The sequence below is a fragment of the Vibrio sp. FF145 genome (assembly GCF_041439075.1).
Taxonomy (GTDB): domain Bacteria; phylum Pseudomonadota; class Gammaproteobacteria; order Enterobacterales; family Vibrionaceae; genus Vibrio; species Vibrio tasmaniensis_A.
Genome location: NZ_JBGONH010000004.1, coordinates 73,360 through 98,282, shown reverse-complemented (window position 1 = coordinate 98,282; position 24,923 = coordinate 73,360). Strand labels below are relative to the sequence as shown.

Genomic DNA, 24,923 nt, shown 5'->3' with positions numbered 1-24,923 from the left:
AAAGCTGATTAGACGGCAAATTATCATTCTTTATCTTTTTTGTGCAACTGAATTTATATCAACATAATTGACAGCATGCGAATAAGTAAAGGATTTACCGAACAATGGGGCATTTCTGAGTCAGGGCTGTCTGTCGGGTTGGCTAGTTTCATGTTGGTGTTCATGGCTAGCCATGGTCGGGAGTTAAGAGGTTCGCCTCTTGCCCGCAGCTCACGTTCATCTTTTGCGAAGCAAAAGTGTGACGGGAGCGCAACGGGTTGCTATACCGTCTCACTTTTTAGTGACACGGTTTTTGTCGGTTTACTGCCAAGCTTATTTTACTGAGATGTGCTCAACTGAAAGCTATTCACAGCATCAACCAACTCTTCTGGGGATAGCCGTTTCGCATAATGTCCGTAGGTCATCGTATTGTGTTTATGCCCAATTATCTGAGCGACCACATGCTCTTCGATGCCCGCCTTTTGCAGTTCATCAACAACGGTATGACGGAATGAATAGGCTGTTGGGCGTTGTCCCGCTTTGAAATGACAGGCATCAAGAACATCACCAAAAACGTCACGGTAATCTTTTGACCAATCCAAGTCGTCTCCACGGGGAACTAGGTCAAAAAGCTGAATAGCACCTTGTTGTTTTCGTTGCTCTACATAATCAAGAAAGCGTGATTGAAGCAACTTCTGGTGTATTGGCACAACTCTGTTGGAAGCCGCATTTTTTAGGTGTTGGTTTTCCGCATCATCGGAAAAGTGGATACAAGGGGTATGACCTAACGTGATGTCCTTGATGCGAAGTTGACAAGCCTCTGAAGGGCGGCAGCCTTGATGCATCTGTAACTTGGTTATCCAGTCAAATTGCTCACCTTGCTCACTATAGGCATGACTAGAGAATAGTTTCTTCAGCTCTATCGCTTTCCAACGCCTACGCTGAGTTGAGCTATTTGTATTTTTTGGTAGCTTCACCACCATAAATGGATTAGTTGCTATCAATTCTTTTGCCACACACCAATTAAAGAACTGCCGATTTGCGGCCAGATAGTCTTTTAAGCTCTTATGGCTAAGCTTACGCTGTATCAGCTCATCTCTGTAAGCCATGGCAAGGCTGTTACTTGGCTTTTCTTTCCCTTGGCTTAATAGATAGTTTAGAAAATCACTACAACGCTGCTGGAGCTGTTTAATCGTCAATCGGGTCACATTCTCAAGCTGCTTCGATTCAATGAACTGAACCAGCGCCTCTTTTCCAACACTTAGTCTCGGCGCTGTTGCCTTTGCTTCTACGGCAGGTCGCAGTATTGGTGCATTCGTCGTTGTCTCTGGTTGAGAACGATAACTTTGACGCAACTGATTAATACTATGAGTAAGCTCAGCTTTGAAATCGGCAAAACTTAATGCAGTGACTTTGGCTCTGTCGAAAAGAGCATGGAGTAATTGAACCTGTTCGATATTTCTCAGGTAAGCGACTTTACGTTCACGAGTTAGAAGAGAGAATTTAAACTCTTTGGGATAACCGCTGCTACGCAGTGAAAGTGGGGTGGCGATGCGTGTGTAGTATACGCTATTTGGAAGTCTCAATAAGTACATCTGTGCTACCTTTCTGTGCAAGATGATTTTCGAGGCTTTAGATACGAAAAAACCGCTGTAAAAACAGCGGTTTAATCTTTAAGAGTGGTGGAGGGATAGGGATTTGAACCCTAGAACCGCTATTAACGGTTGCCGGTTTTCAAGACCGGTGCTTTCGACCACTCAGCCATCCCTCCAGTGCCGCAAATAATATAGTGGTGTGATTCGCTTGTAAATACCCTTATTAACTGACTGCTTTTTTTATGAACAAGTTTGTGTGTTTTTGTTCTGAATGATTATTTGTTGTTCGGTTTATTAAGAGGCAGACAAAATCTAATATTCAACAAGCCAAGTATTCCCAACTTTCGTTATACGCGAAGTGTTTCAGTGTCATAAAAAAGTATCTAATTGGTTTGCAGGCAAAGTTATGAGGGGAGTGGCTTAGGCGCATGAACTTTTAGTTTAGAACGGTGAGCTTGGAATTTAAAACTAGGTATAAAGTGAATGAGTTTGAAACTGGGACTGTAGAGAGTCTTGTTAGATGAGCTTTATATTTTAGATAAGCTTCAGATGCAAAAAAGCCGCTGATTTCTCAGCGGCTTTCTTAAATGTGGTGGAGGGATAGGGATTTGAACCCTAGAACCGCTATTAACGGTTGCCGGTTTTCAAGACCGGTGCTTTCGACCACTCAGCCATCCCTCCAGTGGCGTGAATAATATAAGGGGCAGAGGATCTTGTAAACCCTTAATTTTCATAATTTTGTTTTGTTGCTTGTTTTCTAATCATTCACGGCAATAAAAAAGGGAAGCCATTGGCTTCCCTTTTCTTTTTGATGATCATTTAGTCATTTTTGGTATAGAACCGCTGTAACTCAGTAAGGCCTTGCATCAACACTGGCAAGCGAGGGCTTACATCTTTCAGACGTTTGTAATTCTGATCGTACAATTTGTAGTTACCAAACTTATCTAACACCGTTGTTTGTTGGTCAGTAACAAGAGCAAGTTCACGTGAGTCTCCTGCAAGAATCCATTTTCTTCTACGCTCATCAAACAGGCTACGTCCACTACTAAAATCTGTAGGGTTCGAAGATACACCTAATAGCTCTTGCATTAGCGTGACTGACACATCTAGGTGACTAGAACGGTGAGTATATTCAGATGCTGACTTACCTGGCCATTTGATGAACAGAGGCACTTGTAGTTGGTAACGACTGTAATTGGAGTTTGCACCCCAACTGTTGGTTTTCGTCTCGTTAAATTCAGTACCATGGTTAGAGGTAATGATAACCACTGTGTTGTCTTGAAGATCTAGGCGCTCCAACTCTGCGTAGATTTTCGCTAACTGAACATCAGCCGCTTGAGTCGATTTTTGGTAGTCTGCAGTAAAACGTTCAGCGGTAGTCAACGTTACATCTGTTTCGTAACTAGAGAAGTTATCGAGCGTTGTTAGTTCAATAAAGTTAAACCAAGGGCTTTTTGCTTGTGGTGATTGAACCCATTCAGACCAAGCTTGTATTGCGCTTTGGTCATCATCTGTTGCTTGCTCTGGGAGCGCATCACGGCCTCGGAAGATGACTTCCGGGTAAAGGGCGTCGTCAAAGTCATCACCGCTAAAAGCGGCAAGTGTATAATTGTGATGATCTAGCACATCGAGCAGTACTGCGCTCGAACCTTGTGCTTTGATGCTGCTTGCGTAGCTGCTAGGAAGGCCATAGAACAATCCGAAAATACCAAACATGTCGTTACTTGAACTGTAGTGATTGGTAAAGTTGATCGATTGTTGTGCATAGGCATAGCTGCTTGGCATCGCAGTGCTATTGAGTGCATCAGCGCGAAGATTATTTACACTCACAAGCAGAATATTAAGATCAGCACTGCGGCGGTTGTATTGAATTTTTTCTAGTGGGTAGCTAACTAAGTTTACGTTCTCTTGGTTCGCTTCTAAACGCTGCAAATACTCTTCACGGTCTAATAGACCATGCTTTTCCATAAAGCTTTTTGCTGTCATAGGATAAGACAGTGGGAAATTCGCTTTCTGGCTTGTAATTGGGTTGTAGAAATACGCATCAGCCCACATGTAGGTCAAGTGGCTGCTGATGAAACACAAGAAGAAGACGGCGGTAATAGGACGGCCAATGTGTTTATGAGACAGTTTACGTTGCTTACGCCAAACCCACTCAGACAGACCTAACTGCAATAAGAAAATTAGTGGCATTACAATGAAGAGGTGCTGCAAATCAGAAGTGAGTGCAGACTCCTCTCCACTGAATAAAACCTCCCACACGACAGGTGTCAGGTGGAGGTTTATATTTTGATACGTTTGGGTATCAATCAGTAGGACAGTTAAACCTATGGTTGCGAAGATAACGGCAACCAAACGTAATAACTTCCTCGACGGAAGAATAAAAGTGAGTGGGAACAGCACTAATAGATAGAGCGCGAACACCAAAAATCCAAAATGACCAACCCATGATGCAGCCAAATAGAATTGACCCAATAGGGTTTCTGGCCAAGCAGATTGAGTAATATAACGAGTACCAATCAACATCGCAGCAATGATGTTGAAAAATGCAAACCAGTGGCCCCAACCTACCAGTCGAGATACACGATCGCTATATGAGTTTGCGCTGTCTACCATTTATAATTCTTTTTCCGTCAATCAAACTTAGTGAGACTTTTTATCTTCAAGAGAAGAAATTAAAGCTTCGGCAAATTTTTCAGCAATTCCTTTGCGTTGTGAAGCAGCAACGTTCTGATTTAAGACATTGGTTGCGATATTTCCAGCGATCATCAATGAAAGCTCAGGTGAAGCTTTGTGCTTAGTCAGTACAGCACCTACTTCAGCTAGGATTTTTTCAACTTGATCATCTGTGTATTTAGATATAATCGGCATAAGGACTCTAATAATGATAGTAAAAGCGGCTTATGATAACCTACTATGCACAACAACTGAAACCTGAACGGTAATATTTTCACTATGAGCCTTCACCTTTCCAACGTAATTTTACACCAGCTAAGCAAGAACGATCAGGAAGAGCTGATTGTTAACTATCGTGCTGAATCTCTAGAAAACGATACTGCATCTGAAAACCTAGTCGCGGAACTTCACCGAGTTTTTAATTCAAAAGCAGGTAAAGGATTTGGTTCTTTCAAATCCGACAGCGAATTCCAGCAGTCGTTGCATGAATTTCGAGCTGGAGAACAAAGTTTTTATGATTTCTCTCAAAAAAGTGCGCTACGTCTAAAAGATGAGCTTTCAAAGTATCCTTTTGCTGATGAAGGCACTTTGGTACTGGCTGAATATCAATCACTGGCGACAGACTACCTTTTCATCGGACTACTGCCTTCTAACCAAAGTTTGAAAGTGACCGAAGGGCTAGATATTAGTGCGACGGATTACCTGGATATCTCGAAGATGGATATTGTTGCGCGCCTTGATCTTTCAACATACGACACAGACAAAGAGTCAAACCGTTACCTTACTTATATTAAAGGGCGCGTTGGTCGTAAAGTCGCTGACTTCTTCTTAGACTTCCTTCAAGCAGAAGTAGGCTTGGATGCTAAGCAGCAAAACCAAGTATTGATGCAAGCGGTAGAAGACTTTGTTTCTGACTCTAAGTTAGAGAAAGAAGAAGCGATCAGCTATAAAAAACAAGTTGCGGATTACTGTAACGAACAGCTTAAAGCGGGTGATGAAGTTCAAGTTCGTGAACTTTCTGGAGAATTGCCAGCAAGCACAGATGGTACAAGCTTCTTTGACTATACTAGTGAGCAAGGCTACGAGTTGGAAGACAGCTTCCCTGCAGACCGCGCAACTATGCGTAAACTAACAAAATTTGTTGGTGCTGGTGGCGGTTTGAATGTTAGTTTTGATAGTCTGCTTTTAGGTGAGCGTATCTTCTACGATCCAGAGACAGACACGCTAACCATTAAAGGGACGCCACCGAACCTACGTGATCAACTGACTCGCAATAAGTCATAGTCCGAAGTTATTAGGTAGTAAGCGACAGCCGGTTGTTGTCGCTTGTTTATGTTTAGCAACATAATGGTTTAGAGTTCGCATGAACAAGGAATATCGATGGAACAATCAGTAGCAAAGCCCAATCGCTTTAAAAGACCAGCCACTTTTTTGGTTGCACTCTTGGCTCTGTGGCTACTTCCTTCACTGGCACTCCTTAATCTAAGCCGTTCTTACTCTCACTCGCTCGCTCAAATTGAAGAGCTCGGTATTCGCGTTAATGAACTGAGGCAATCGCTTTATTTCTCTGAGCCGCTGCGAGTCTCTCGTATTAATGATTTAGCACTCGATGCTCAGTTAGTTTATTCGATCCGACTGCAGATAGAATCTGATTTCCAACACGCCTTGTTTCGCCCTGATGTGAACCAACTGCTTTACGTTGCCGATCAATTTTTAGAAAAATTTGATGAATTCATTCCGATAGAAAGTCAGGTGCAATATATCGTCGATAACATCAAAGTGTTACGCACAGATACTGAACTTTCCCCTAAGTTAAAGCCGCTACTCAACGAATTTGGTGTCGTCGTTTTTGAAGCGATGTATTCCGATAACCAAAGTTCATCAGCAACTTATCGCGCCTTTGATTCTATTCTTGAAAAATCTTATTCATTAAAATCCGAAGAGCAAGATGCACTCCAACAATTACTGGCTGATGCTTCAGCATTGCTGAGTGATTACGCTCAGCTCAATTATTTAGTCGATAAAATTAAGAAGAATTCAGTAAACGAACAGATCATTAAACTTGAAGCTGAGTTCCATGATCGTCAATACAACCTATTATTGTTCATGCTAGGTTTAAGCTTAGTGGCAATGATTGCGTTAGTGTTGTGGAGTGTTAGGTCCCAAAAATCGAAGAAAGAAGTAGGACAAGAACTCAGATCGGAACCAGTTATCGCTTCAAGTCAGGAAGAGGCTCAACCTCAGCAGAGTGCTTGCACGACAAGCCCGCAAGCTATTTCACAAAAACCGATTTTGCAAGAACCTATTCCACAAGTTCCGGTTCAGCAAAACTCTATTCAGCAACCCCCAACTCAGCGAACACCAGAACAAGTGCAAGAGCCAGAGATGCACATTGCCAGTGTTACGGATTCAAAGCCAGCGATTGATATTGAAGAGATGCTAGAGACTCTTGATGGCGATACCGAGTCTGTTGAATTGTTGCTAGGGGTCTTTGTCGAAGATCACGCAGATGACTACACCAGATTCAAATCTCTGCTCACCAAGGATGAAACCTCTGCTGCTCGCATTGTGCACAGCTTAAAAGGCGTGGCTGGCAGCATCAAAGCGTCTCGGTTAGCGATCATTGCAGCGACTATTGAAATGACAATGAAGCAGTCCAGAGCCATCAGTGAGCACGATTTAGCTGAACTAGAGCTAGCGATAAAAGCCTCTGTAGATTCTGCTCATGACTATTTAAATACCCAACGTTAACTTTTACAGGTTTTTTGACAATACTCTGACGAAGCGCTCATACAATCCGCGCCCTTAGTCTTTGTCAGAGGTTTATATGTCACGAGTTTCGAGTCGAAATTGGATCGTGTTGGTGCTTAGCATTGTGCTAAGTGGTTGTTCTCTCTTGGAAGTTAAGCTAGACAGTCAAACGACGCCTCTTACTCAGCAAGAGTTACAGGCTCGGATCATGACGCGTGAATACGCCAAGATTTTTTTTACACGAGTAGAAGACTCGGCCGATCTCATTGCGCAATCTTACCCTGCTGATGACACCTTACATCAATCTTATGTGTTGCTTTGGAAGATCCATGCTGAGCAGGGCTTACAACAAGCGGCGTACCAAACTTCCCCAATGTCAGCATTAATTGACTCATGGGTTTTCACAACACAAATGAATCAGTTTTATAGCCAAGGCGATGGCGCGGATCTGTTCGTGACGGATAATGCGGTAGAGACTGCTCGTTCTCTTGACCAAGAAGCTGAGAAGCTAGCAAAGGGTGTATTGAGCTCGAGTGATTTCAAGAACAGCAAAGCGTTCGTCGAAGAGTTTGCCGCGAGTAATCCTTTTAAAGATCTTACCTTCAGAAGCACACCCGCTTACCGTGAATGGCTAAGTTACCTTGGTAAAGACGAATCTCAAATCGTTCAAAGCCTAGGTACCATGCCGGAGGCGATGGGCGATGCATCAGACCGTTTAAGCCTAATGGCTGACCAAACACCGAAATTGATGACGTGGAAAGCTGAGTTGGTGGCGATGAATAGCTCGCTAACGGGTGAAGACCTATCTATGACGCTGGAAAGCCTTCGTCAAACATCAGCAAGCATGCAGGACTTCATTGAGAATAACCCTGAGTACATGCAAACATTGGCTTCTATTATGTCGACAGAAATGCAGCCTCTGCTCAACGACCTAAGTGATAAGACAGATCAAAAATTGGCGATGCTCACTGAAGAACGTGTAGCCTTAGAAAAAATGGTGACACGAGAGAGAGAAGCTCTGGTCGCGATGATTGCGAAAGAGCGTATTGAAATTGCAGGCATTGTGACTTCTGAAAGGGAACTGTTTACACAAGATCTTGATCGCGTCTCTCAAGAGGTGGTGGTACTCGCTATTGATAAACTGATGGACTTGATCAAAGGTGTGATTATTTACTTCATCCTGTTTATCTTGGTGGTGTTCTTTGCACCGTTAGGCATCGGTTATTGGTTGGGTAAACGAACCGCTAGCAAATAAATTCAGTAATTAAGTAGATCAAAAAAGAGCGCTCTAGAGCGCTCTTTTGGCATTTATATCATCAACATTTTTGTGCTTACGCACTAAAGCCTTAGCTTAAGCTTGTTGCTTGCTCAGTTCAGCGGCTTCTTCAGTTTCAAGCGCTGGTGCTGTTGGTTCACATTTATCAACGAACCAACCCATGTAAGACGTTACGATAGTCACGAGGATACAGATGAAGCTCAACCACATGAACGGAGCATAAGAGAGCGTTGCGACACCAAGAATACTCGCCATGTAGATGCCGTTGTCACTCCAAGGAACCATGCCTGAAGTTAACGTGCCACCGAACTCAGCGTTACGAGATAGATTTTTACGTTGGTAACCTAATCGGTCGTAGTTTTTCGCACAGATTTTTGGCGTTAGGATTAACGATACGTACATTGCAGAACCGAATACGTTACCCATGAAGGCCGTGCCGATCGTGCTTGTTGCTAGAGAGCCTGCGCTATTTACTCGGCGCTCGAACACCTTAGCAATCGTCTCTAATACGCCCACTTTATCCAGTAAGCCACCAAAACCTAAACCAAACACAATTACCGCTACCGAACCAAGCATTGAAGACATGCCGCCACGGTTAAGAATCGAGTCAATAAACTCTACGCCAGAGGAGATAGAGAACGGTGCCCAAGCAGTATTGAATGCCGTTAGGAAATCGATATCTTGGATCATGACTGCCCAGATAATACCTAGCAGAGAACCGAAGCTGATTACCGGGAATGAAGGCATGCGGAAAGCCAACAGACCAAGCACGATCAGTACTGGGACAAATGAGTAAGGCGTGATGTAGAACTGAACTTCCATTGCTTTAATGACAGAATCTACTTGGCTCATGTCAACGTTACCTGCGTAGTGAAAACCAAACGCAGTAAACATGATACCAGTAATCACGTAGCTGATTAACGCAACTGGCAGCATGCCCTTGATGTGCTCAACCACTTCAACACCAGACATTGAAGAAGCCAGAATCACTGAATCAGAAAGTGGAGACATCTTGTCGCCGAAGTAACAACCTGACAGCACTGCACCTGCAGTAATCGGTGCTGGAACACCTAGGCCTTGGCCAATACCCATCATCGCGATACCTGCTGTACCCGCAGCGCCCCAAGAAGTACCAGTTGCCAATGCGGTTAGAGAACAGATAATCATGGTCGCTAAAAGGAAGATAGAAGGGTGGATAGCTTTCAGACCATAGTAAATGATAGTAGGTACGATCCCGCCTGAGATCCAAGTACCAACAAGAGCGCCAACGGCTAAAAGTATTAAAACCGCGCCTAAGCCATTGGATATTCCTTTGAGTGCCGCTTTTTCTAAGTCTTTGTATTCGTGGCCAAGGCGAATACCGAGAACCATGATAATGAACCAGCCAATATACAAGGCAAGTTGAATTGGAAGGTCAAGTTTTGCAGTAAAGGAAAAAGCAAGGGATAGAAATAGTCCTAACGCGATGAATACCTGCAATAGGTTCGGTAGGCGAGTTTTACTCTGCTTCATAAAAGCCTCTTGTGATTTCGAGCATTTATAGTGCTTCGTTTTGGTGTGTGGTGCAAAACGGACACTACAGTAATTAGTTTATTATATCGAAAAAATACGTCCAAGTTGTGATATTTGACTGTTAACGCAGTCAATTATGGTTTCATTATCTGAAATATTGTTAAGTTCATGGTTGTTACATGTTGAAACTTGTCGCACGTTGTTTTCGTTTTGTGAAGTATTATTCTAGATAGTATTGATTAAAAAGAGGGATTTACTGTTTGTGACGCGAGTAGGATTAAGCTGCTTTGGCGATGCAAATGTTTGAATTTGAGGATAATGGGCGTTTTATCAATGAGGTGGATATTAAATGTCGATACAGGGATAACTGCACGATTCATTGCGTTCACTTAAAAGAAACGAAAAAGTTACACTTTTTGACAAAAAGCACTTGAGTTCTGTTTCTGAAAAACTTATAGATGGGGGAGAGCAATTTTTAATTTATACATGGAGAGTGAGCGATGAGAGTAGGTCTAGTTGGTTGGCGCGGTATGGTTGGTTCTGTATTGATGCAACGTATGGTTGAAGAGAAAGATTTCGACTTGATTGAACCTGTTTATTACAGTACGTCTCAGATTGGTATTCCTGCCCCTGTTTTGGGTGGTAAAGATGCGGGTCTACTTCAAGACGCTTTTGATATTGATAGCCTAAAACAGCTTGATGCGGTGATTACCTGTCAAGGCGGAGATTACACCTCAAAAGTATACCCAGCACTGCGTCAAGCAGGTTGGAAAGGCTACTGGATTGATGCGGCTTCTACCTTACGTATGGACGCGGATTCAATCATCACTCTTGATCCTGTTAACTTGGCTCAAATCCAACAAGGCATCCACGGCGGGACTAACACTTTCGTAGGCGGTAACTGTACTGTGAGCTTAATGCTTATGGCTTTGGGTGGTCTATACGAGAAAGGCATGGTTGAGTGGATGAGTGCCATGACTTACCAAGCCGCTTCAGGTGCGGGCGCTAAGAACATGCGTGAACTGATCTCACAAATGGGTGTGATCAACGACAGCGTAAGTTCTGAGTTAGCGAACCCTTCAAGTTCAATTCTTGATATCGATAAGAAAGTCGCTGATACCATTCGTTCATCTTCATTTCCAACCGATCAGTTCGGTGCTCCGCTTGCGGGCTCACTGATTCCTTGGATCGATGTGAAGCGTGAAAACGGTCAAAGCAAAGAAGAGTGGAAAGCCGGCGTTGAAGCGAACAAGATTCTTGGCCTAGATGGTCAGCCAATCCCAATTGATGGCACTTGTGTACGAATCGGTGCAATGCGTTGTCATGCTCAAGCACTAACGATTAAGCTTAAGCAAGATGTGCCTATGGACGAGATCGAAGAGATCATCGCGACGCACAATGATTGGGTTAAAGTGATTCCTAATGACCGAGACATCACTGCGCAGGAGCTAACACCAGCGAAAGTAACAGGCACAATGTCTGTACCAGTCGGTCGTCTGCGTAAGATGTCGATGGGTAACGATTTCCTGAATGCGTTCACGGTAGGTGACCAACTACTTTGGGGTGCTGCAGAACCACTACGCCGTACTTTACGCATTATCCTTGCTGAGAAAGCGTAATCGGCAAGATTGCTTAAATTCTATTAGCTGATAAACCGAAAGGGTTGACGATAAACGTCAACCCTTTTTAGTTTATTGATATCTCGTTATTCGGCCTTCGAAACTGCCCTTAAACCTCTTCGCATCTCGAGTCTGCTTTTATTTCTCTTCTGTAACGACACGCTTGTCGGGGTCTGCCAATTCACTCGCACAGTGTTTGCAATACATAGCATCCGAATCATGGCCGGCGCGGTTACAGTTCGGACACTTTACCAACTCTTTGTGCGAGTTCATCTCATTGCTGAGCTCTGCAGTAATAATCCCTGTCGGTACCGCTAAAATAGAGTAACCCAATAGCATGGTCAGAGAAGCGATCGCTTTCCCTAACGCGGTTTGAGGGATCATGTCACCGTAGCCAACCGTCGTAATGGTTACGATTGCCCAATAAATACTGTGGGGAATACTTGTAAAGCCATTTTCTGGCCCTTCAATAACAAAGATAAGCGCGCCGAAGATAACAACTAAGATGCCAACTGTGCTGAAAAAGATCAGTATCTTTCGTCTTGCCATTAACAGTGAACGTAACAGAATGTTTGAATCTTGCAGGTAGCGAACCAGTTTTAGGATTCGGAAGATACGCATCACACGTAGCAGTCTTACCACACCCATAAATGAAGCGCCTGGGAAGATGATCGCTAAGTAGGTCGGAAGAATCGCCAATAGGTCCACGACACCATAAAAGCTGGTGGCATAAGATTTTGGTTTCGGAGAACAATAGAGCCTTAACAAATACTCAAGAGTGAAGAGAGCAGTAAAAGTGTATTCAATATAACGCAGCTGCTGTGACCATTCGGTCATGACATTAGGGATGGACTCTAAGATCAGAACCAATAGCGAAGCCAAGATTGCAACGATCAGAGAAATATCAAATGCACGTCCGGCTGGCGTGTGAGTACCAAAGATAATGACGTACAAATGATGCTTGAGTGGCTTGCGTGACATAAGGAGAGATTCATCTTTTGTTAAATGCATTAACAGTCATTATACAAGCTTCATAATAACGAGGCGAGTGAAAGCCCAATTGCTTTACTCGCCTCATCTATATTGCAATATTGTTGCCCTTTATAGAGCAACGGATTACCGTTAAACGTTATGCCAAACCTGGGAACAAATTACGTAGGCCATTGGCGATGAACTCGATGCCCAATGCGCCAAGAATCAAGCCCATGATACGCGTGATCACGTTGATACCCGTTTGACCTAAAAAGCGAACGATAACCGGCGCTGAACGGAACAAGAGCCAAGAGCAGGTTGCAAACGCAATGATACTAATACCGATGCCGACCGTATCAATAGCAGCAGGGTAACGAGATCCGTAAACAATGGTCGAGCTGATTGCACCTGGGCCCGCCATTAACGGCATCGCCAAAGGAACAACACCGATTTGCTCCTTGCTGATGTATTCAGATTTCTCTTGTTTATTCTGCTTATCTTCACCGAGCTTACCGCTCATCATCGAAAATGCGATGCTCAGTAATAGCAAACCACCTGCAACACGAAATGAATCCAGCGAGATGCTAAACATATCAAGCAGCATTTGCCCCGCGACAAGCGACACAATCAGGATAACGGCAACAGCAATGTTGGCTTGTAATGCGGTCCTGTTCCTCTCTTCTGGTGGCATATGTGCAGTAAGAGAAACAAAAACAGGCATGATGCCGATTGGGTTTACGGCAGCAACAAGCCCAAGGAAGAATTGCATAAAAATTGCGAGTTCTAAGCCTTGCATGAGAGCGATCTCCAGTTAGCGAATTTTAAGGTTGAAGGTTTGATTCGGTGAATAGTCTGAGCGCGTAATGTAAGGGACAAATCGGATTTGCACGAATGAAAAAAACTAACCTGAAATAGGGGATTATTTTTAGAAAAACTAATTGAATATCACTTTTGTATTGGCGGTGTTGCGAGTTGGTTGTTAGTGTTTCATTTTGTAATTTATTATCGAGTAACTGTTAACTGCTGCACGAATTTAATAAAAATTATGTCAAAATCTAGCCCGTGCAACGGTATGGATATACTCTCAGTAGCACGAATATAGCTGTATACATGTAATTTAACTGACTAAAAATGAAACTTTTTTACAGTTTATGACTCTATGTAGAAAAAGTTTGTCTGTTTGCTTGTTTTTTGAACTAACGAAAAATGTGATTTTAATCTATATAAATCATCATCTTAAGTGTGTTTTTGCGATTGCCTTACTACTTTTTGGTTAATTCTTTTTGGGTAACTGATCTGGGTCAATTTTTTTCACACTGTGAAATAATATACTCAGTCCTGAAAGCAATTTACTAAGAACGTTGTTGTTTGAGGTTAAAAGCAAGCAGCGAAATTAATAAAAAGTTTTTAATATTTATTATTTTAGGAGATCCACCATGCCTGTAACTAACTTAGCGGAACTTGATGCTCTAGTAGCACGCGTTAAAGCAGCACAAGAAGAGTTTGCAACATTCTCTCAAGAGAAAGTAGACGCAATCTTCCGCGCAGCTTCTCTTGCTGCTAACCACGCTCGTATCCCACTTGCACAACAAGCAGTTGCTGAATCTGGAATGGGTATTGTTGAAGATAAGGTTATCAAAAACCACTTTGCATCTGAATTTATCTACAACAAATACAAAGACGAAAAAACATGTGGCATTCTTGATGAAGATGAAAGCCTAGGCACAATGACTATCGCTGAGCCTGTAGGTATCATCTGTGGTATCGTTCCAACAACGAACCCAACTTCTACAGCAATCTTCAAATCTCTAATCTCTCTTAAAACACGTAACGGCATCATCTTCTCGCCACACCCACGTGCAAAGAACTCAACTAACGACGCAGCGAAGCTTGTTCTAGACGCAGCTGTAGCAGCGGGTGCACCAAAAGACATCATCGGTTGGATCGACCAACCATCTGTAGAGCTTTCTAACGCGCTGATGAAGCACGACGGTATCGCACTTATCCTTGCTACTGGTGGTCCAGGCATGGTTAAAGCAGCATACTCTTCTGGTAAGCCTGCTATCGGTGTTGGTGCTGGTAACGTTCCTGTAGTTATCGATGAAACAGCTGACATCAAACGTGCAGTAGCATCTATCCTTATGTCTAAAACATTCGATAACGGTGTTGTATGTGCTTCTGAGCAAGCTGCAATCGTAGTTAGCGAAGTATATGACGAAGTTAAAGAGCGTTTTGCTTCTCACAAAGCTCACGTTTTATCTAAAGCTGACGCAGATAAAGTACGTAAAGTTCTTCTTATCGACGGCAACCTAAACGCTAAAATCGTAGGTCAACCTGCTCCTGCAATCGCTGAAATGGCGGGTGTTAAAGTTCCTGCTGATACAAAAGTACTTGTAGGTGAAGGCCTTGGTAAAGTTTCTTACGATGACGAATTTGCTCACGAGAAACTGTCTCCAACTCTAGGTCTATTCCGCGCAGACGATTTCGAAGACGCTGTTGCTCAAGCAGTAACTATGGTTGAAATCGGTGGTATCGGTCACACATCTGGTCTTTACACTAACCAAGACGTAAACGCAGATCGCATCCGTTACTTCGGTGACAAGATGAAGACGGCTCGTATCCTAATCAACATCCCGACTACTCACGGTGGTATCGGTGACCTGTACAACTTTAACGTTGCACCTTCTCTAACTCTTGGTTGTGGTTCATGGGGTGGTAACTCTATCTCTGAGAACGTAGGTCCTAAGCACCTTATCAACAAGAAAACTGTAGCGAAGCGAGCTGAAAATATGTTGTGGCACAAACTACCTAAGTCTATCTACTTCCGTCGTGGCAGCCTTCCAATCGCTATGAGCGACCTAGAAGGTAAGAAACGCGCATTCCTAGTAACGGACCGTTTCCTATTCAACAACGGTTACGCAGACGATGTAGTACAAATTCTGAAAGCGCAAGGTATTGAAGTTCAAGTATTCTTCGATGTAGAAGCGGATCCAACACTGTCTGTTGTTGAGAAAGGCGCTGAAGCAATGAAGAGCTTCCAACCTGACGTAATCCTTGCTCTAGGTGGCGGTTCTCCAATGGATGCTGCTAAGATCATGTGGGTTATGTACGAGCACCCAGAAACTCACTTCGAAGAACTAGCAATGCGCTTTATGGATATCCGTAAACGTATCTACAAGTTCCCTAAAATGGGTAAAAAAGCTGAGCTAGTATGTATCACTACTACTTCAGGTACGGGTTCAGAAGTTACGCCATTCGCGGTTGTTACTGACGACAAAACAGGTGCTAAGTACCCGCTAGCGGATTACGAAATCACGCCAAACATGGCTGTTGTTGATGCTAACCTAGTAATGAACATGCCTAAGTCTCTAACAGCGTTCGGTGGTTACGATGCAGTAACTCACGCTCTTGAAGCTTACGTATCAGTTCTTGCGAACGAATACTCAGATGGTCAAGCTCTACAAGCTCTTAAGATGCTTAAAGAATACCTACCATCAAGCTACAAAAACGGTTCAGCAGACCCAATCGCTCGTGAGAAAGTACACAACGCTGCAACGATTGCTGGTATTGCCTTTGCGAACGCATTCCTAGGTGTATGTCACTCAATGGCTCACAAAATTGGTGCTGAGTTCCACCTACCACACGGTCTTGCAAACGCACTACTTATCTCAAACGTTGTACGTTACAACGCGAACGATAACCCAACTAAGCAGACTGCATTCTCTCAGTACGACCGCCCACAAGCACGTCGTCGTTATGCTGAAGTTGCTGACCACCTAGGCCTAAGCCAAGCTGGTGACCGTACTGCTCAGAAGATTGAACGTCTACTGACTTGGTTAGAAGAGCTTAAAGTTGACCTAGACATCCCACTGTCTATCCAGGCTGCGGGTGTTAACGAGTCTGACTTCATCGCTAAACTAGACGAGCTAGCTGTTGAAGCGTTCGATGACCAGTGTACAGGTGCTAACCCACGTTACCCTCTAATCACTGAGCTTAAAGAAGTTCTAACAACGTCTTACTTCGGTAAAGCATACGTTGAAGGTGAAACTTTTGAAGGTACGACTGTAATTTTGAAGAAAGCTGACCAAAAGCCAGCTGAAGAAAAAGCAGCACCAAAAGCTAAAAAAGAAAAAGCTAACGCATAATAAGTAAGCATTAGTTTGAGATAGGTTTTCGCTAGCACGATACTTATCTATCGGGAAATTCAAAGCCCCAACCGAAAGGTTGGGGCTTTTTTTATGTGAATTGAAATAGGTTTGTTTTTATTATCCATTTACACCTATGCAGACGCTTAAACCTCCGCAGCTACAACCCGTCCACTAAAGTAATCATTAGAGACAATGTATTCCGTTGTTCTGGTCAGTTCGTCTTGCAGTTGTGCCCAGTGACACCCATTGAGTTTGCCTTCGGAGTTATGAACGGCAGGGACAACACCGCCGACTCGAATACCAAATGGCGTCAGCTCTTTCGCCCAGCTATGGGTAAAGCCGGTAATCATGGAGTTTGCGCTCTCTAAGCCGGACACATCATGAAAGTCATCATGAGATATTACATTCACAATCACGCCTTCTTTATCCTGTTCACGTAACCTCTCTGCACTGATTTGCCCAAATGCGAAAAGGGTCGATGCCATAGCTGAGAGATCATTGATAAAGCTACTGACAGGCTGATCGCCAATTAGGCTTGGCATCGGGGAGCTTATCCAATTATTGACCAGTACATCGGGCGTAGTGTTGAAGGTGGTTTGAATAAAATCAAACACGCTGAGAATTGCTTGGTTGTCATTACTTTTGAGCGTGTAGTGGTAAACCGAGTCAGAAAAACGAGCACATTGTAAATAGGTCGCTTGAAGTGCTTCCGTGTCTTTATCACAAAGGATGACTGTGGCTCCAAGGTTAACAAAGTGGTTCGCAATCGTCCCTCCGAGTTGCGAGCCTGCAGATGTCACCAATATGATTGAGCTTTTTATTTCCATCCCAGCACCTAAATAAATCGTCCATGTCGGATAAGGATGGGTTAAATTTCATACAATGGGTGTGAAGAGGTTCAAACTAAGGCGTGCCAATTGATAAGTTTTTATGAACTTAGTGGCAGCTCACATTTCGCAGTAACTTCAAGTAGTAATCGACAACTCGTATTTCATGTTCACCCAAGGCTGGTGGTTCATATCACGCATGTGAATGATTTGAAATGCGCGAACTAATCAAGAATAGCAGTGGATAGAGAACGAAAAAGAGGAAAGGTAAGTGACCGCTATACTTGAGCTTGAATTTGGTACTGACGCTGGGCAGTTGATAGTTCATTGTAGAGCGTAGCAAGTGGCAAATCAGGTACCTGTTTGTTTGCCAATTTACGTCGGTCATGACCAGAAAGGTTTTGGTAAACCTCTTCGGGTAAGTCGGCTGTATCTTCAGGCATGAAGGCAAGCGCTTCCGGTTTCAAGTAATGGCTGAGTTTTGCGCTGGCAAGGCTAGCTTGATGAAAATGATTAGATTGCTGAGCTGAAATCTCATACGAAGATTGGTTCGAACGCAGCTGCTGCGGTTCTGCAACGCCGAAGTGTTTACGCAGGCGATCTTCAGTTGTCTCTGTGACTTCAATGGTGTCAATCGGCGTGCAATCACGAACGTCATTAGAAAACATAGACAACAGCAACGCGAAATCTGCACGGCGACCTTGCTCAACCGCTTGGCTGATCCCGATGCCGAACTTCAGTTCGTTGATGATTCCTGCTTTGTCTAAAGTATGTATTTGCATGCTGCCTCTCATTGGATACACCTTTAACGGCATGGAGTCGGCAAACTTTAGTGTTTAATTACAGGCAAATAGAGAATTTATGCAGGGCGGGGAAGAGTGCTAGGAGTTGGTCGAGAAGTAAGCTCTCTTGGCTAACTGGCTAACTGGCTAACTGGTTAACTGGTTAACTGGTTAACTGGTTAATTGGTTAATAGGCTAAGAAAGGTCTAGATTTTGTGGAATACGACAGATACAAAAAAGCTCACGCCGAGGCATGAGCTTTCAATAGATAACTCGCTATAAATAGCGCAGCGTAAGTAATAATTACTTAGCTAGGTTCTCTTCTACGAAAGACCAGTTTACTAGGTTCCAGAATGCAGCCATGTAGTCAGGGCGAACATTGCGGAAATCGATGTAGTAAGCGTGTTCCCATAGGTCAACAGTTAGAAGTGGAGTAACACCTTCTTCTGTTAGAGGAGTAGCAGCGTTAGAAGTATTAACGATGTCTAGAGAACCGTCAGCTTTCTTAACTAACCAAGTCCAAGAAGAACCGAAGTTGTTGATTGCTGAATCAGTGAATTTCGCTTTGAATTCTTCGAAAGAACCGAATGCAGCGTTGATAGCTTCTGCAACAGCGCCAGTTGGTTCGCCGCCTGCTTTAGGAGCAAGACAGTGCCAGTAAAACGTGTGGTTCCAGATTTGAGCAGCGTTATTGAAAACACCACCAGTAGAAGTCTTAACGATCTCTTCTAGTGTTTTGCCTTCAAACTCAGTACCTGGGATAAGACCGTTTAGCTTAACAACGTAAGTGTTGTGGTGCTTACCGTGGTGGAAATCTAGCGTTTCTGCTGAGATGTGTGGTTCTAGCGCGTCTTTCGCGTAAGGAAGAGCCGGTAGTTCAAATGCCATTGCTCAATTCTCCATTGATATGAAAGAGTTAACTCTTTCGATTGCTTCCAGTGATATTATTATTCATGGTTCGCTTTACAGCCAACCATGGTCAATTTGCTGACTTGCGATATAGTTTAGCAAGTTTTTACTTTATTAAAAGCTTAATTCATCACTTTTGTGTGAATTGTTAGCTTAGCTCGTAAACCGCTTTTTTTATATGGTTTTTATTCTTTTGGTTTGGGGTAGAATAAAGGCAATAAAAGCCGTAATCCATTAACGAGGAAGCAATGGAAACTATCGATAAAATCAAACAGCAAATTGAAGAAAACACCATTCTACTTTACATGAAAGGTTCTCCTAAGCTGCCAAGCTGTGGTTTTTCTTCTCAAGCATCTCAAGCTCTAATGGCATGTGGTGAAAAATTTGCTTACGTAGATATCCTACAAAACCCTGACATCCGTGCAGAGCTTCCAGCTTACGCACAATGGCCAACGTTCCCACAACTTTGGGTTGACGGTGAGCTGATCGGTGGTTGTGACATCATTCTTGAGATGTTCCAAAAAGGCGAACTTCAGCCAATCGTTAAAGAAGCGGCTGCTAAAGTAGCTGGCGACGACGCTGAGTAAGCTTTAAGCCTTTGCGCTTAAATATTGAATGGAAGGGGCCCTTAATGAGGCTCCTTTTTTGTTTGAATGGTTTGAAAGACTCGATAAGGAATGAACAATGGACGTAAAACTTCATTATGTGCATGACCCAATGTGCAGTTGGTGCTGGGGTTATAAGCCAACATTAGAACTCTTAAAACAGCAGCTACCTGCGAGTATTGAGTTTAACTACGTAGTCGGTGGTTTGGCCCCTGATTCTGAAGATCCAATGTCAGAAGAGATGAAAGGTAAACTGCAAGCTATCTGGAAGCAGATTGAAGCTAAGTTGGGTACTGAGTTCAACCACGAATTCTGGACTGAATGCCAACCAGTTCGCAGCACTTACCCTGCTTGTCGTGCCGTGATCGCTGCTGGTTTTCAAGACCATTACGAAGCGATGCTTGAAGCAATTCAACACGCTTACTACCTTCGTGCGATGTTGCCACACAGTCAAGAAACGCATTTGCAGTTAGCTGAAGAGCTAGGGATGAATGTACAACAGTTTGAAAATGATCTTTCTAGTAAGTTATTGGAAAGCGAATTAGATGACCAGTTAGGCTTTAAAGAAGCGATCGGTGTGCATTCTTACCCGACGTTAATGCTTGAAGTAAATGGTATTTTTACGGCAGTAGAACTGGATTACCATTCAACGGAAGCGACGCTTAAGTCTATTCGCGAAGTATTGGTGAATAACGCTCCCGCGGCATAATTCTGCGAGAGTTGTCTGTATTAACGTAAATTATGTCCAAGGCTTACTCATCAGAGTAAGCTTTTTTTGTTTGGCGTCGCTGGTTCATTGAGAGTGAGGGGGAAGGAAGAGTGGAATGAATCCCTGGAACAAAAAAGACCGCACAAGGCGGTCTTTATAATGTCTTTCTTTAGCTTACAGCTTACAGCTTACAGCTTACTACTTACGGTTTATTGCGTATTGATTCTTAGCTAAAGAACCCAATTACAGAACCATAGCCGCAACCCAACCGAATACGATCAGTGGGATGTTGTAGTGTAAGAATGTCGGTACAACGGTTTCCCAAACGTGCTCATGCTGTCCATCAGCATTAAGACCCGATGTTGGACCTAATGTTGAGTCAGAAGCAGGAGAGCCCGCATCACCTAGCGCTGCAGCTGTACCTACTAAAGCGATCGTTGCCATTGGTGAGAAACCAAATGCTGCCGCTAGAGGAACGTAGATAGTCGCAAGGATTGGAATCGTAGAGAACGAAGAGCCGATACCCATTGTTACCAATAGGCCAACGATTAGCATAAGCAGTGCCGCTAGAGGTTTGTTGTCACCAATGCTGGTTGAAAGTGCTTCAACCAGAGATTCAACGCCACCTGTTTGCTTCATAACTGCCGCAAAACCTGCCGCTGCGATCATGATGAAACCGATCATTGCCATCATGTGAACGCCTTTAGTGAAGACATCGTGTGTCTCTTTCCAAGCGATTACACCACCGAAGGTGAATACCATGAAACCAGCCAAAGCACCGATGATCATAGAACCTGTCGATAGTTGAACCGTTAGCGCAGCAACAATACCCGCAGCAGCCACTAGGATGTGCTTCTTGTTGATCTCTTTCACTTCGGTTGAAACAACAGTATGAGACGTTTCTTTGTATTGACGTGGCTTACGGTAAGTAAAGAACACGGCCGTAAGAAGGCCAAAGATCATGCCTGCAGCCGGTAACAACATCGCCATTGGTACTTGGCTTGCTACTACGTTTTCAAGACCGTTGTCGTGAAGGTTTTTTAGCAGGATGTTGTTTAGGAAGATGCCACCAAAACCAATCGGTAACACCATGTAAGGTGTAATCAGACCAAAAGTCAGCACACACGCAACCAGACGACGGTCTAGGTTCATTTTTGCGAATACGCCTAATAGAGGTGGGATTAAGATTGGGATAAAGGCGATATGTACAGGGATTACATTTTGCGAAGACATGGTCACTAGGATCAAAGACGCTAGGATGCCATATTTTAGACCATTAGATGCTGCACTGTTCTCTTTACCGTGAATACGCTTAATGACGCTTTGAGCAAGCAGGTCTGTGATACCAGAACGTGAGATAGCAACAGCGAATGTACCAAGCATAGCGTAGCTAAGTGCGATAGTTGCACCACCACCTAATCCACTTTCGAAAGCCGCGACTGCGTCGTTCAAGCCCATACCAGAGGCTACGCCACCGATAATTGCGCTGAACGTGAGAGCAACGACTACGTTTACGCGCATCAAAGCTAAAACAAGCATGATGCAAACTGAAATTACAACAGGATTCATATTATTCTCGGGATGTTGTGTTTTTTATGAAGGCAATACGAGTGAACGTTTACCGACTCTATTTTTTATTCTTCGTCAACAAGAGGCCAACCACCAAGGGCTTTCCATTTGTTTACAATGCCGCAAAATAACTCTGTGGTTTTTTGCGTATCATACAAAGCAGAGTGTGCTTCTTTGTTGTCAAATTCCATCCCTGCAGTGCGGCAAGCTTTAGCCAAAACGGTTTGACCGTAGGCAAGACCACTAAGAGCTGCAGTGTCAAAAGTAGCAAATGGATGGAAAGGGACGCGTTTAAGCTTACAGCGCTCACTTGCTGCATTAACAAAGTTCAAATCGAATGTAGCGTTGTGAGCAACCATGATTGCGCGACTGCAATCTGAAGCTTTTTGTTCTTTTCTCACTAGCTTGTAGATTTCTTTAAGGGCTTCTTGTTCCGACACAGCACCACGTAATGGGCTAAATGGGTCTTTAATTCCGTTAAAGTCTAATGCTGCCTGCTCTATATTTGCGCCTTCAAAAGGCTCAATGTGAAAATGAAGCGTTGATGCAGGGTGCAGATCTCCGTTCTCATCCATTCTTAGTGTAATGGCACAGATTTCTAATAATGCATCGGTTTCAGCGTTAAACCCTGCGGTTTCCACGTCGATGACCACTGGGAAATAGCCACGAAAGCGTTTTTTAAGGGTCAGAGCTTCGTTTTCTACAGTCATGTTAGCCCAAATATGTGTGATTAAGGCAGCATTATTGCAGATAATAGCAGTGATAAAAACTAGGGAAGGGCAATAAATCATAAATTAGCCAACCTATTTCGGCTTGATAATTGCATATTCAAACGTGATGGAAAAATGCGGCAATTGGCTGCATTGTTAAACGAATTGCTTAAGAGATACTCCACTTTATGAAGAAACAACTCATAACAGGTTCAATGCTATTTTCGCTACTTATGTCGTCATCGGTATTGGCACAAGAAAAGCGTTACGGAGCATCTCCTCTACAGTCGACGTGGGAGATGGTGGCTAACACGCCACTAGAATGTCGCTTGGTTCACCCTATCCCCAACTTTGGTGATGCTGAGTTTTCATCTCGCGCGAGTAAAAAAATCATTTTGGATTTTGAGCTTAAAATGCGTCGCCCAATGGGGGCGACACGCAATGTAAGCTTGATCTCTATGCCACCAGCTTGGCGTCCGGGCGAAAGTGCTGACCGCATGACGACCATTAAGTTCTTCCAACAATTTGATGGCTATGTTGGTGGTCAAACCGCTTGGGGTATTTTGAGTGAGTTGGAGAAAGGGCGTTACCCGACATTCAGCTATCAAGAGTGGCAGAGCCGAGATCAGCGAATCGAAGTTGCACTATCATCGGTATTATTCCAAGAAAAGTATAATGTGTTCAGTGACTGTATCGCCAACTTATTGCCTTACAGCTTCGAAGATATCTCTTTTACTATCTTGCACTACGATCGTAACAGCGATCAGTTGAATAAGTCTTCACGTAAGAGACTCAGCCAGATTGCCGACTATGTTCGCTATAACCAAGACATCGACCTTGTGCTGGTGGCTACATACACCGATTCCGTCGATAGCAAAGGTATTAGCCAGAATCTTTCAGAGCGCAGAGCGGAATCATTAAGAGAGTACTTTAAATCTCTAGGCTTGCCAGAAGACCGTATTCAAGTACAAGGTTATGGTAAGCGTCGTCCAATTGCTGACAACAACTCGCCAATTGGTAAAGACAAAAACCGACGTGTTGTTATCTCTTTAGGTCGCACACAGGTGTAAGCTGAATAATAGCTCGTTTTGAAATGGCAAAGCCCGTTTTCACTGATGACGGGCTTTTTTATATTTTAAATTTGAGTCGTTGTTTAAACGTAATTTGTTTAGTTCAAGCGGAAGCGTGCGATCATTTCACAGTTGGTCGCGGTATCGATCTTTTCCACCATAGAAGCAATTTTAGGGTTGGGATGGCGTTTCATGAAATCGATAAGGGCTTTCTTACAGCAACCAATTGAGTCAATGAAGCTTGAACATTGCGTATTGGGACATTGCGGGATCAGTGTCAGTACTTTTTCTGAAGCCAATTGGAGATACTTGAGTTCATATTCAGTATCGCCGGCCCATCGCCAAAACTGAGCGAGGTTGTGACAAGAAATCACAGAGATAAGTAAGCGCTCGTCCGCTTGGATATCGGTACGTTCAGTAATTTTTTCGCTTAAACTCAATGCTTGCTGATAGTGAAGAATACTTTGTACAGGATCGTCGAGCTGCAATGCCGTATCGGCAAGTAACGTGTGTTTTTCCCATTCGCTAATCATTGTGTTACCTCACTAATCAATAGGGGACTTAATTTAAATGATAATTATTATCATGTAAAGTTTCATCAGTGAGAATGTTGTAATAATTAGTAAAGAATATCGATTATTAATAGAGCTACAAAAAAAGCGAGCTTTATGCTCGCTTATAGTGTTTATTCCATAGCCAAATATTGCAGAGGCTACGAAGGGTTAACCTTCTAGACCAGCACTTGCTTGTTTGTTCTGAATAAGCTCAATCATGTAGCCGTCAGGATCTTTAACGAATGCGATGTGAGTAGAGCCGCCTTTTACAGGGCCCGCTTCACGTGTCACATTACCGCCTGCTGCTTTAATCGCGTCACACGTTGTGTAGATGTCATCAACTCCGATAGCAACGTGACCAAAAGCTGAGCCAAGGTCATATTCAGTCGTGCCCCAGTTGTAAGTCAGCTCAATCACAGCGCCTTGAGATTCGTCACCAAAGCCAACGAAAGCCAGTGTGTATTCGTACTCTTTATTCTCGTTCTTACGTAACAGCTGCATGCCCATTACATTGGTGTAGAACTCGATAGACTTGTCTAGATCACCAACGCGTAGCATGGTGTGTAAAATACGGCCGTTTGACATGATTTGCTCCTAGCTTTAATTATGTATACGTTTTTGTAATTCTGTTTTATGCCGCTAGAAAAATGCGGCATTGTT

General features: G+C 43.5%; 19 protein-coding genes, 2 tRNA genes and 3 pseudogenes. 9 read left to right on the top strand and 15 right to left on the bottom strand.

Annotated elements, in window-relative coordinates; genetic code table 11:
* Positions 1-317: 317 nt before the first annotated feature.
* From ACED42_RS02965 to ACED42_RS02945, 5 genes are all read right to left on the bottom strand, one after another.
* Positions 318-1,574 (bottom strand): tyrosine-type recombinase/integrase, encoded by a 1,257-nt coding sequence (locus tag ACED42_RS02965; protein WP_371701334.1) that lies wholly within the window; start codon positions 1,572-1,574, stop codon positions 318-320.
* A gap of 85 nt (positions 1,575-1,659) precedes the next feature.
* Positions 1,660-1,750: transfer RNA gene (locus ACED42_RS02960), tRNA-Ser, on the bottom strand.
* 414 nt (positions 1,751-2,164) lie between these two features.
* Positions 2,165-2,255 (bottom strand) — tRNA-Ser (locus tag ACED42_RS02955).
* A gap of 138 nt (positions 2,256-2,393) precedes the next feature.
* A complete protein-coding gene (locus tag ACED42_RS02950) occupies positions 2,394-4,190 on the bottom strand; it encodes a DUF3413 domain-containing protein (RefSeq protein ID WP_065677925.1) in 1,797 nt (598 codons plus the stop codon).
* A 27-nt stretch (positions 4,191-4,217) separates the two neighbouring features.
* Positions 4,218-4,445, bottom strand: a complete 228-nt coding sequence (locus ACED42_RS02945; protein WP_004734063.1) for a YejL family protein — start codon at positions 4,443-4,445, stop codon at positions 4,218-4,220.
* A gap of 84 nt (positions 4,446-4,529) precedes the next feature.
* Between ACED42_RS02945 and yejK the strand changes: the two genes are divergently transcribed.
* The 4 genes and pseudogenes from yejK (at position 4,530) to ACED42_RS02925 (ending at position 8,256) form a co-directional block, all read left to right on the top strand.
* Complete coding sequence (gene yejK, locus ACED42_RS02940; protein ID WP_009848690.1) at positions 4,530-5,534, top strand: nucleoid-associated protein YejK; 1,005 nt, start codon at positions 4,530-4,532, stop codon at positions 5,532-5,534.
* A 96-nt stretch (positions 5,535-5,630) separates the two neighbouring features.
* Positions 5,631-6,413 (top strand): annotated as a pseudogene (locus tag ACED42_RS02935) (Hpt domain-containing protein); the annotation flags it as partial.
* 222 nt (positions 6,414-6,635) lie between these two features.
* Positions 6,636-7,001: pseudogene (locus ACED42_RS02930) on the top strand (Hpt domain-containing protein); the annotation flags it as partial.
* Between the two features lie 76 nt (positions 7,002-7,077).
* Positions 7,078-8,256 (top strand): chemotaxis protein, encoded by a 1,179-nt coding sequence (locus ACED42_RS02925; protein ID WP_371701333.1) that lies wholly within the window; start codon positions 7,078-7,080, stop codon positions 8,254-8,256.
* Between the two features lie 96 nt (positions 8,257-8,352).
* On the opposite strand, the pseudogene nhaC reads toward ACED42_RS02925, so the two are convergent.
* Positions 8,353-9,810 (bottom strand): annotated as a pseudogene (nhaC, locus tag ACED42_RS02920) (Na+/H+ antiporter NhaC); the annotation flags it as partial.
* A 479-nt stretch (positions 9,811-10,289) separates the two neighbouring features.
* Between nhaC and asd the strand changes: the two are divergent.
* Positions 10,290-11,408 carry an aspartate-semialdehyde dehydrogenase gene (asd, locus tag ACED42_RS02915; RefSeq protein WP_012603520.1) on the top strand — a complete coding sequence of 373 codons (1,119 nt, stop codon included), beginning with the start codon at positions 10,290-10,292 and terminating at the stop codon, positions 11,406-11,408.
* A gap of 138 nt (positions 11,409-11,546) precedes the next feature.
* Here the strand turns inward: asd and ACED42_RS02910 are convergent, their stop codons facing one another.
* The gene (locus ACED42_RS02910) at positions 11,547-12,389 is read right to left on the bottom strand and encodes an ion transporter (protein WP_032500845.1); all 843 of its coding nucleotides are present in this window, start codon (positions 12,387-12,389) and stop codon (positions 11,547-11,549) included.
* A 148-nt stretch (positions 12,390-12,537) separates the two neighbouring features.
* Positions 12,538-13,176: a YchE family NAAT transporter gene (locus tag ACED42_RS02905; RefSeq protein ID WP_004734056.1), complete on the bottom strand. Its 639-nt coding sequence runs from the start codon at positions 13,174-13,176 to the stop codon at positions 12,538-12,540.
* Positions 13,177-13,816: 640 nt separating this feature from the next.
* On the opposite strand from ACED42_RS02905, the gene adhE reads away from it, so the two are divergent.
* Complete coding sequence (gene adhE, locus ACED42_RS02900) at positions 13,817-16,525, top strand: bifunctional acetaldehyde-CoA/alcohol dehydrogenase (RefSeq protein ID WP_017098217.1); 2,709 nt, start codon at positions 13,817-13,819, stop codon at positions 16,523-16,525.
* Between the two features lie 146 nt (positions 16,526-16,671).
* Here the strand turns inward: adhE and ACED42_RS02895 are convergent, their stop codons facing one another.
* From ACED42_RS02895 to sodB, 3 genes are all read right to left on the bottom strand, one after another.
* On the bottom strand, positions 16,672-17,355 hold the full coding sequence (locus tag ACED42_RS02895; RefSeq protein WP_371701332.1) for an SDR family oxidoreductase: 684 nt from the start codon (positions 17,353-17,355) through the stop codon (positions 16,672-16,674).
* A gap of 278 nt (positions 17,356-17,633) precedes the next feature.
* The gene (locus ACED42_RS02890; protein ID WP_004734051.1) at positions 17,634-18,137 is read right to left on the bottom strand and encodes a VC2046/SO_2500 family protein; all 504 of its coding nucleotides are present in this window, start codon (positions 18,135-18,137) and stop codon (positions 17,634-17,636) included.
* Between the two features lie 303 nt (positions 18,138-18,440).
* Positions 18,441-19,025: a superoxide dismutase [Fe] gene (gene sodB / locus ACED42_RS02885; protein ID WP_004734050.1), complete on the bottom strand. Its 585-nt coding sequence runs from the start codon at positions 19,023-19,025 to the stop codon at positions 18,441-18,443.
* Positions 19,026-19,294: 269 nt separating this feature from the next.
* Between sodB and ACED42_RS02880 the strand changes: the two genes are divergently transcribed.
* Positions 19,295-19,633, top strand: coding sequence for a Grx4 family monothiol glutaredoxin (locus tag ACED42_RS02880; RefSeq protein ID WP_017076187.1), 339 nt, complete (start codon positions 19,295-19,297; stop codon positions 19,631-19,633).
* Positions 19,634-19,730: 97 nt separating this feature from the next.
* A complete protein-coding gene (locus ACED42_RS02875; RefSeq protein ID WP_017079304.1) occupies positions 19,731-20,360 on the top strand; it encodes a DsbA family protein in 630 nt (209 codons plus the stop codon).
* A 243-nt stretch (positions 20,361-20,603) separates the two neighbouring features.
* On the opposite strand, the gene ACED42_RS02870 is transcribed toward ACED42_RS02875, so the two are convergent.
* Together ACED42_RS02870 and rnt are read right to left on the bottom strand one after the other, a co-directional pair.
* Complete coding sequence (locus ACED42_RS02870) at positions 20,604-21,929, bottom strand: Na+/H+ antiporter family protein (protein ID WP_017079305.1); 1,326 nt, start codon at positions 21,927-21,929, stop codon at positions 20,604-20,606.
* A 65-nt stretch (positions 21,930-21,994) separates the two neighbouring features.
* Positions 21,995-22,639, bottom strand: a complete 645-nt coding sequence (gene rnt / locus ACED42_RS02865) for a ribonuclease T (RefSeq protein ID WP_029222960.1) — start codon at positions 22,637-22,639, stop codon at positions 21,995-21,997.
* Positions 22,640-22,827: 188 nt separating this feature from the next.
* On the opposite strand from rnt, the gene ACED42_RS02860 reads away from it, so the two are divergent.
* Positions 22,828-23,709, top strand: coding sequence for an OmpA family protein (locus ACED42_RS02860; protein WP_012603529.1), 882 nt, complete (start codon positions 22,828-22,830; stop codon positions 23,707-23,709).
* Between the two features lie 98 nt (positions 23,710-23,807).
* Here ACED42_RS02860 and ACED42_RS02855 read toward each other — a convergent pair whose 3' ends face one another.
* A complete protein-coding gene (locus ACED42_RS02855) occupies positions 23,808-24,242 on the bottom strand; it encodes a DUF2753 domain-containing protein (protein ID WP_012603530.1) in 435 nt (144 codons plus the stop codon).
* A gap of 189 nt (positions 24,243-24,431) precedes the next feature.
* A complete protein-coding gene (gene gloA / locus ACED42_RS02850; protein WP_004734046.1) occupies positions 24,432-24,848 on the bottom strand; it encodes a lactoylglutathione lyase in 417 nt (138 codons plus the stop codon).
* Positions 24,849-24,923 lie beyond the last annotated feature (75 nt).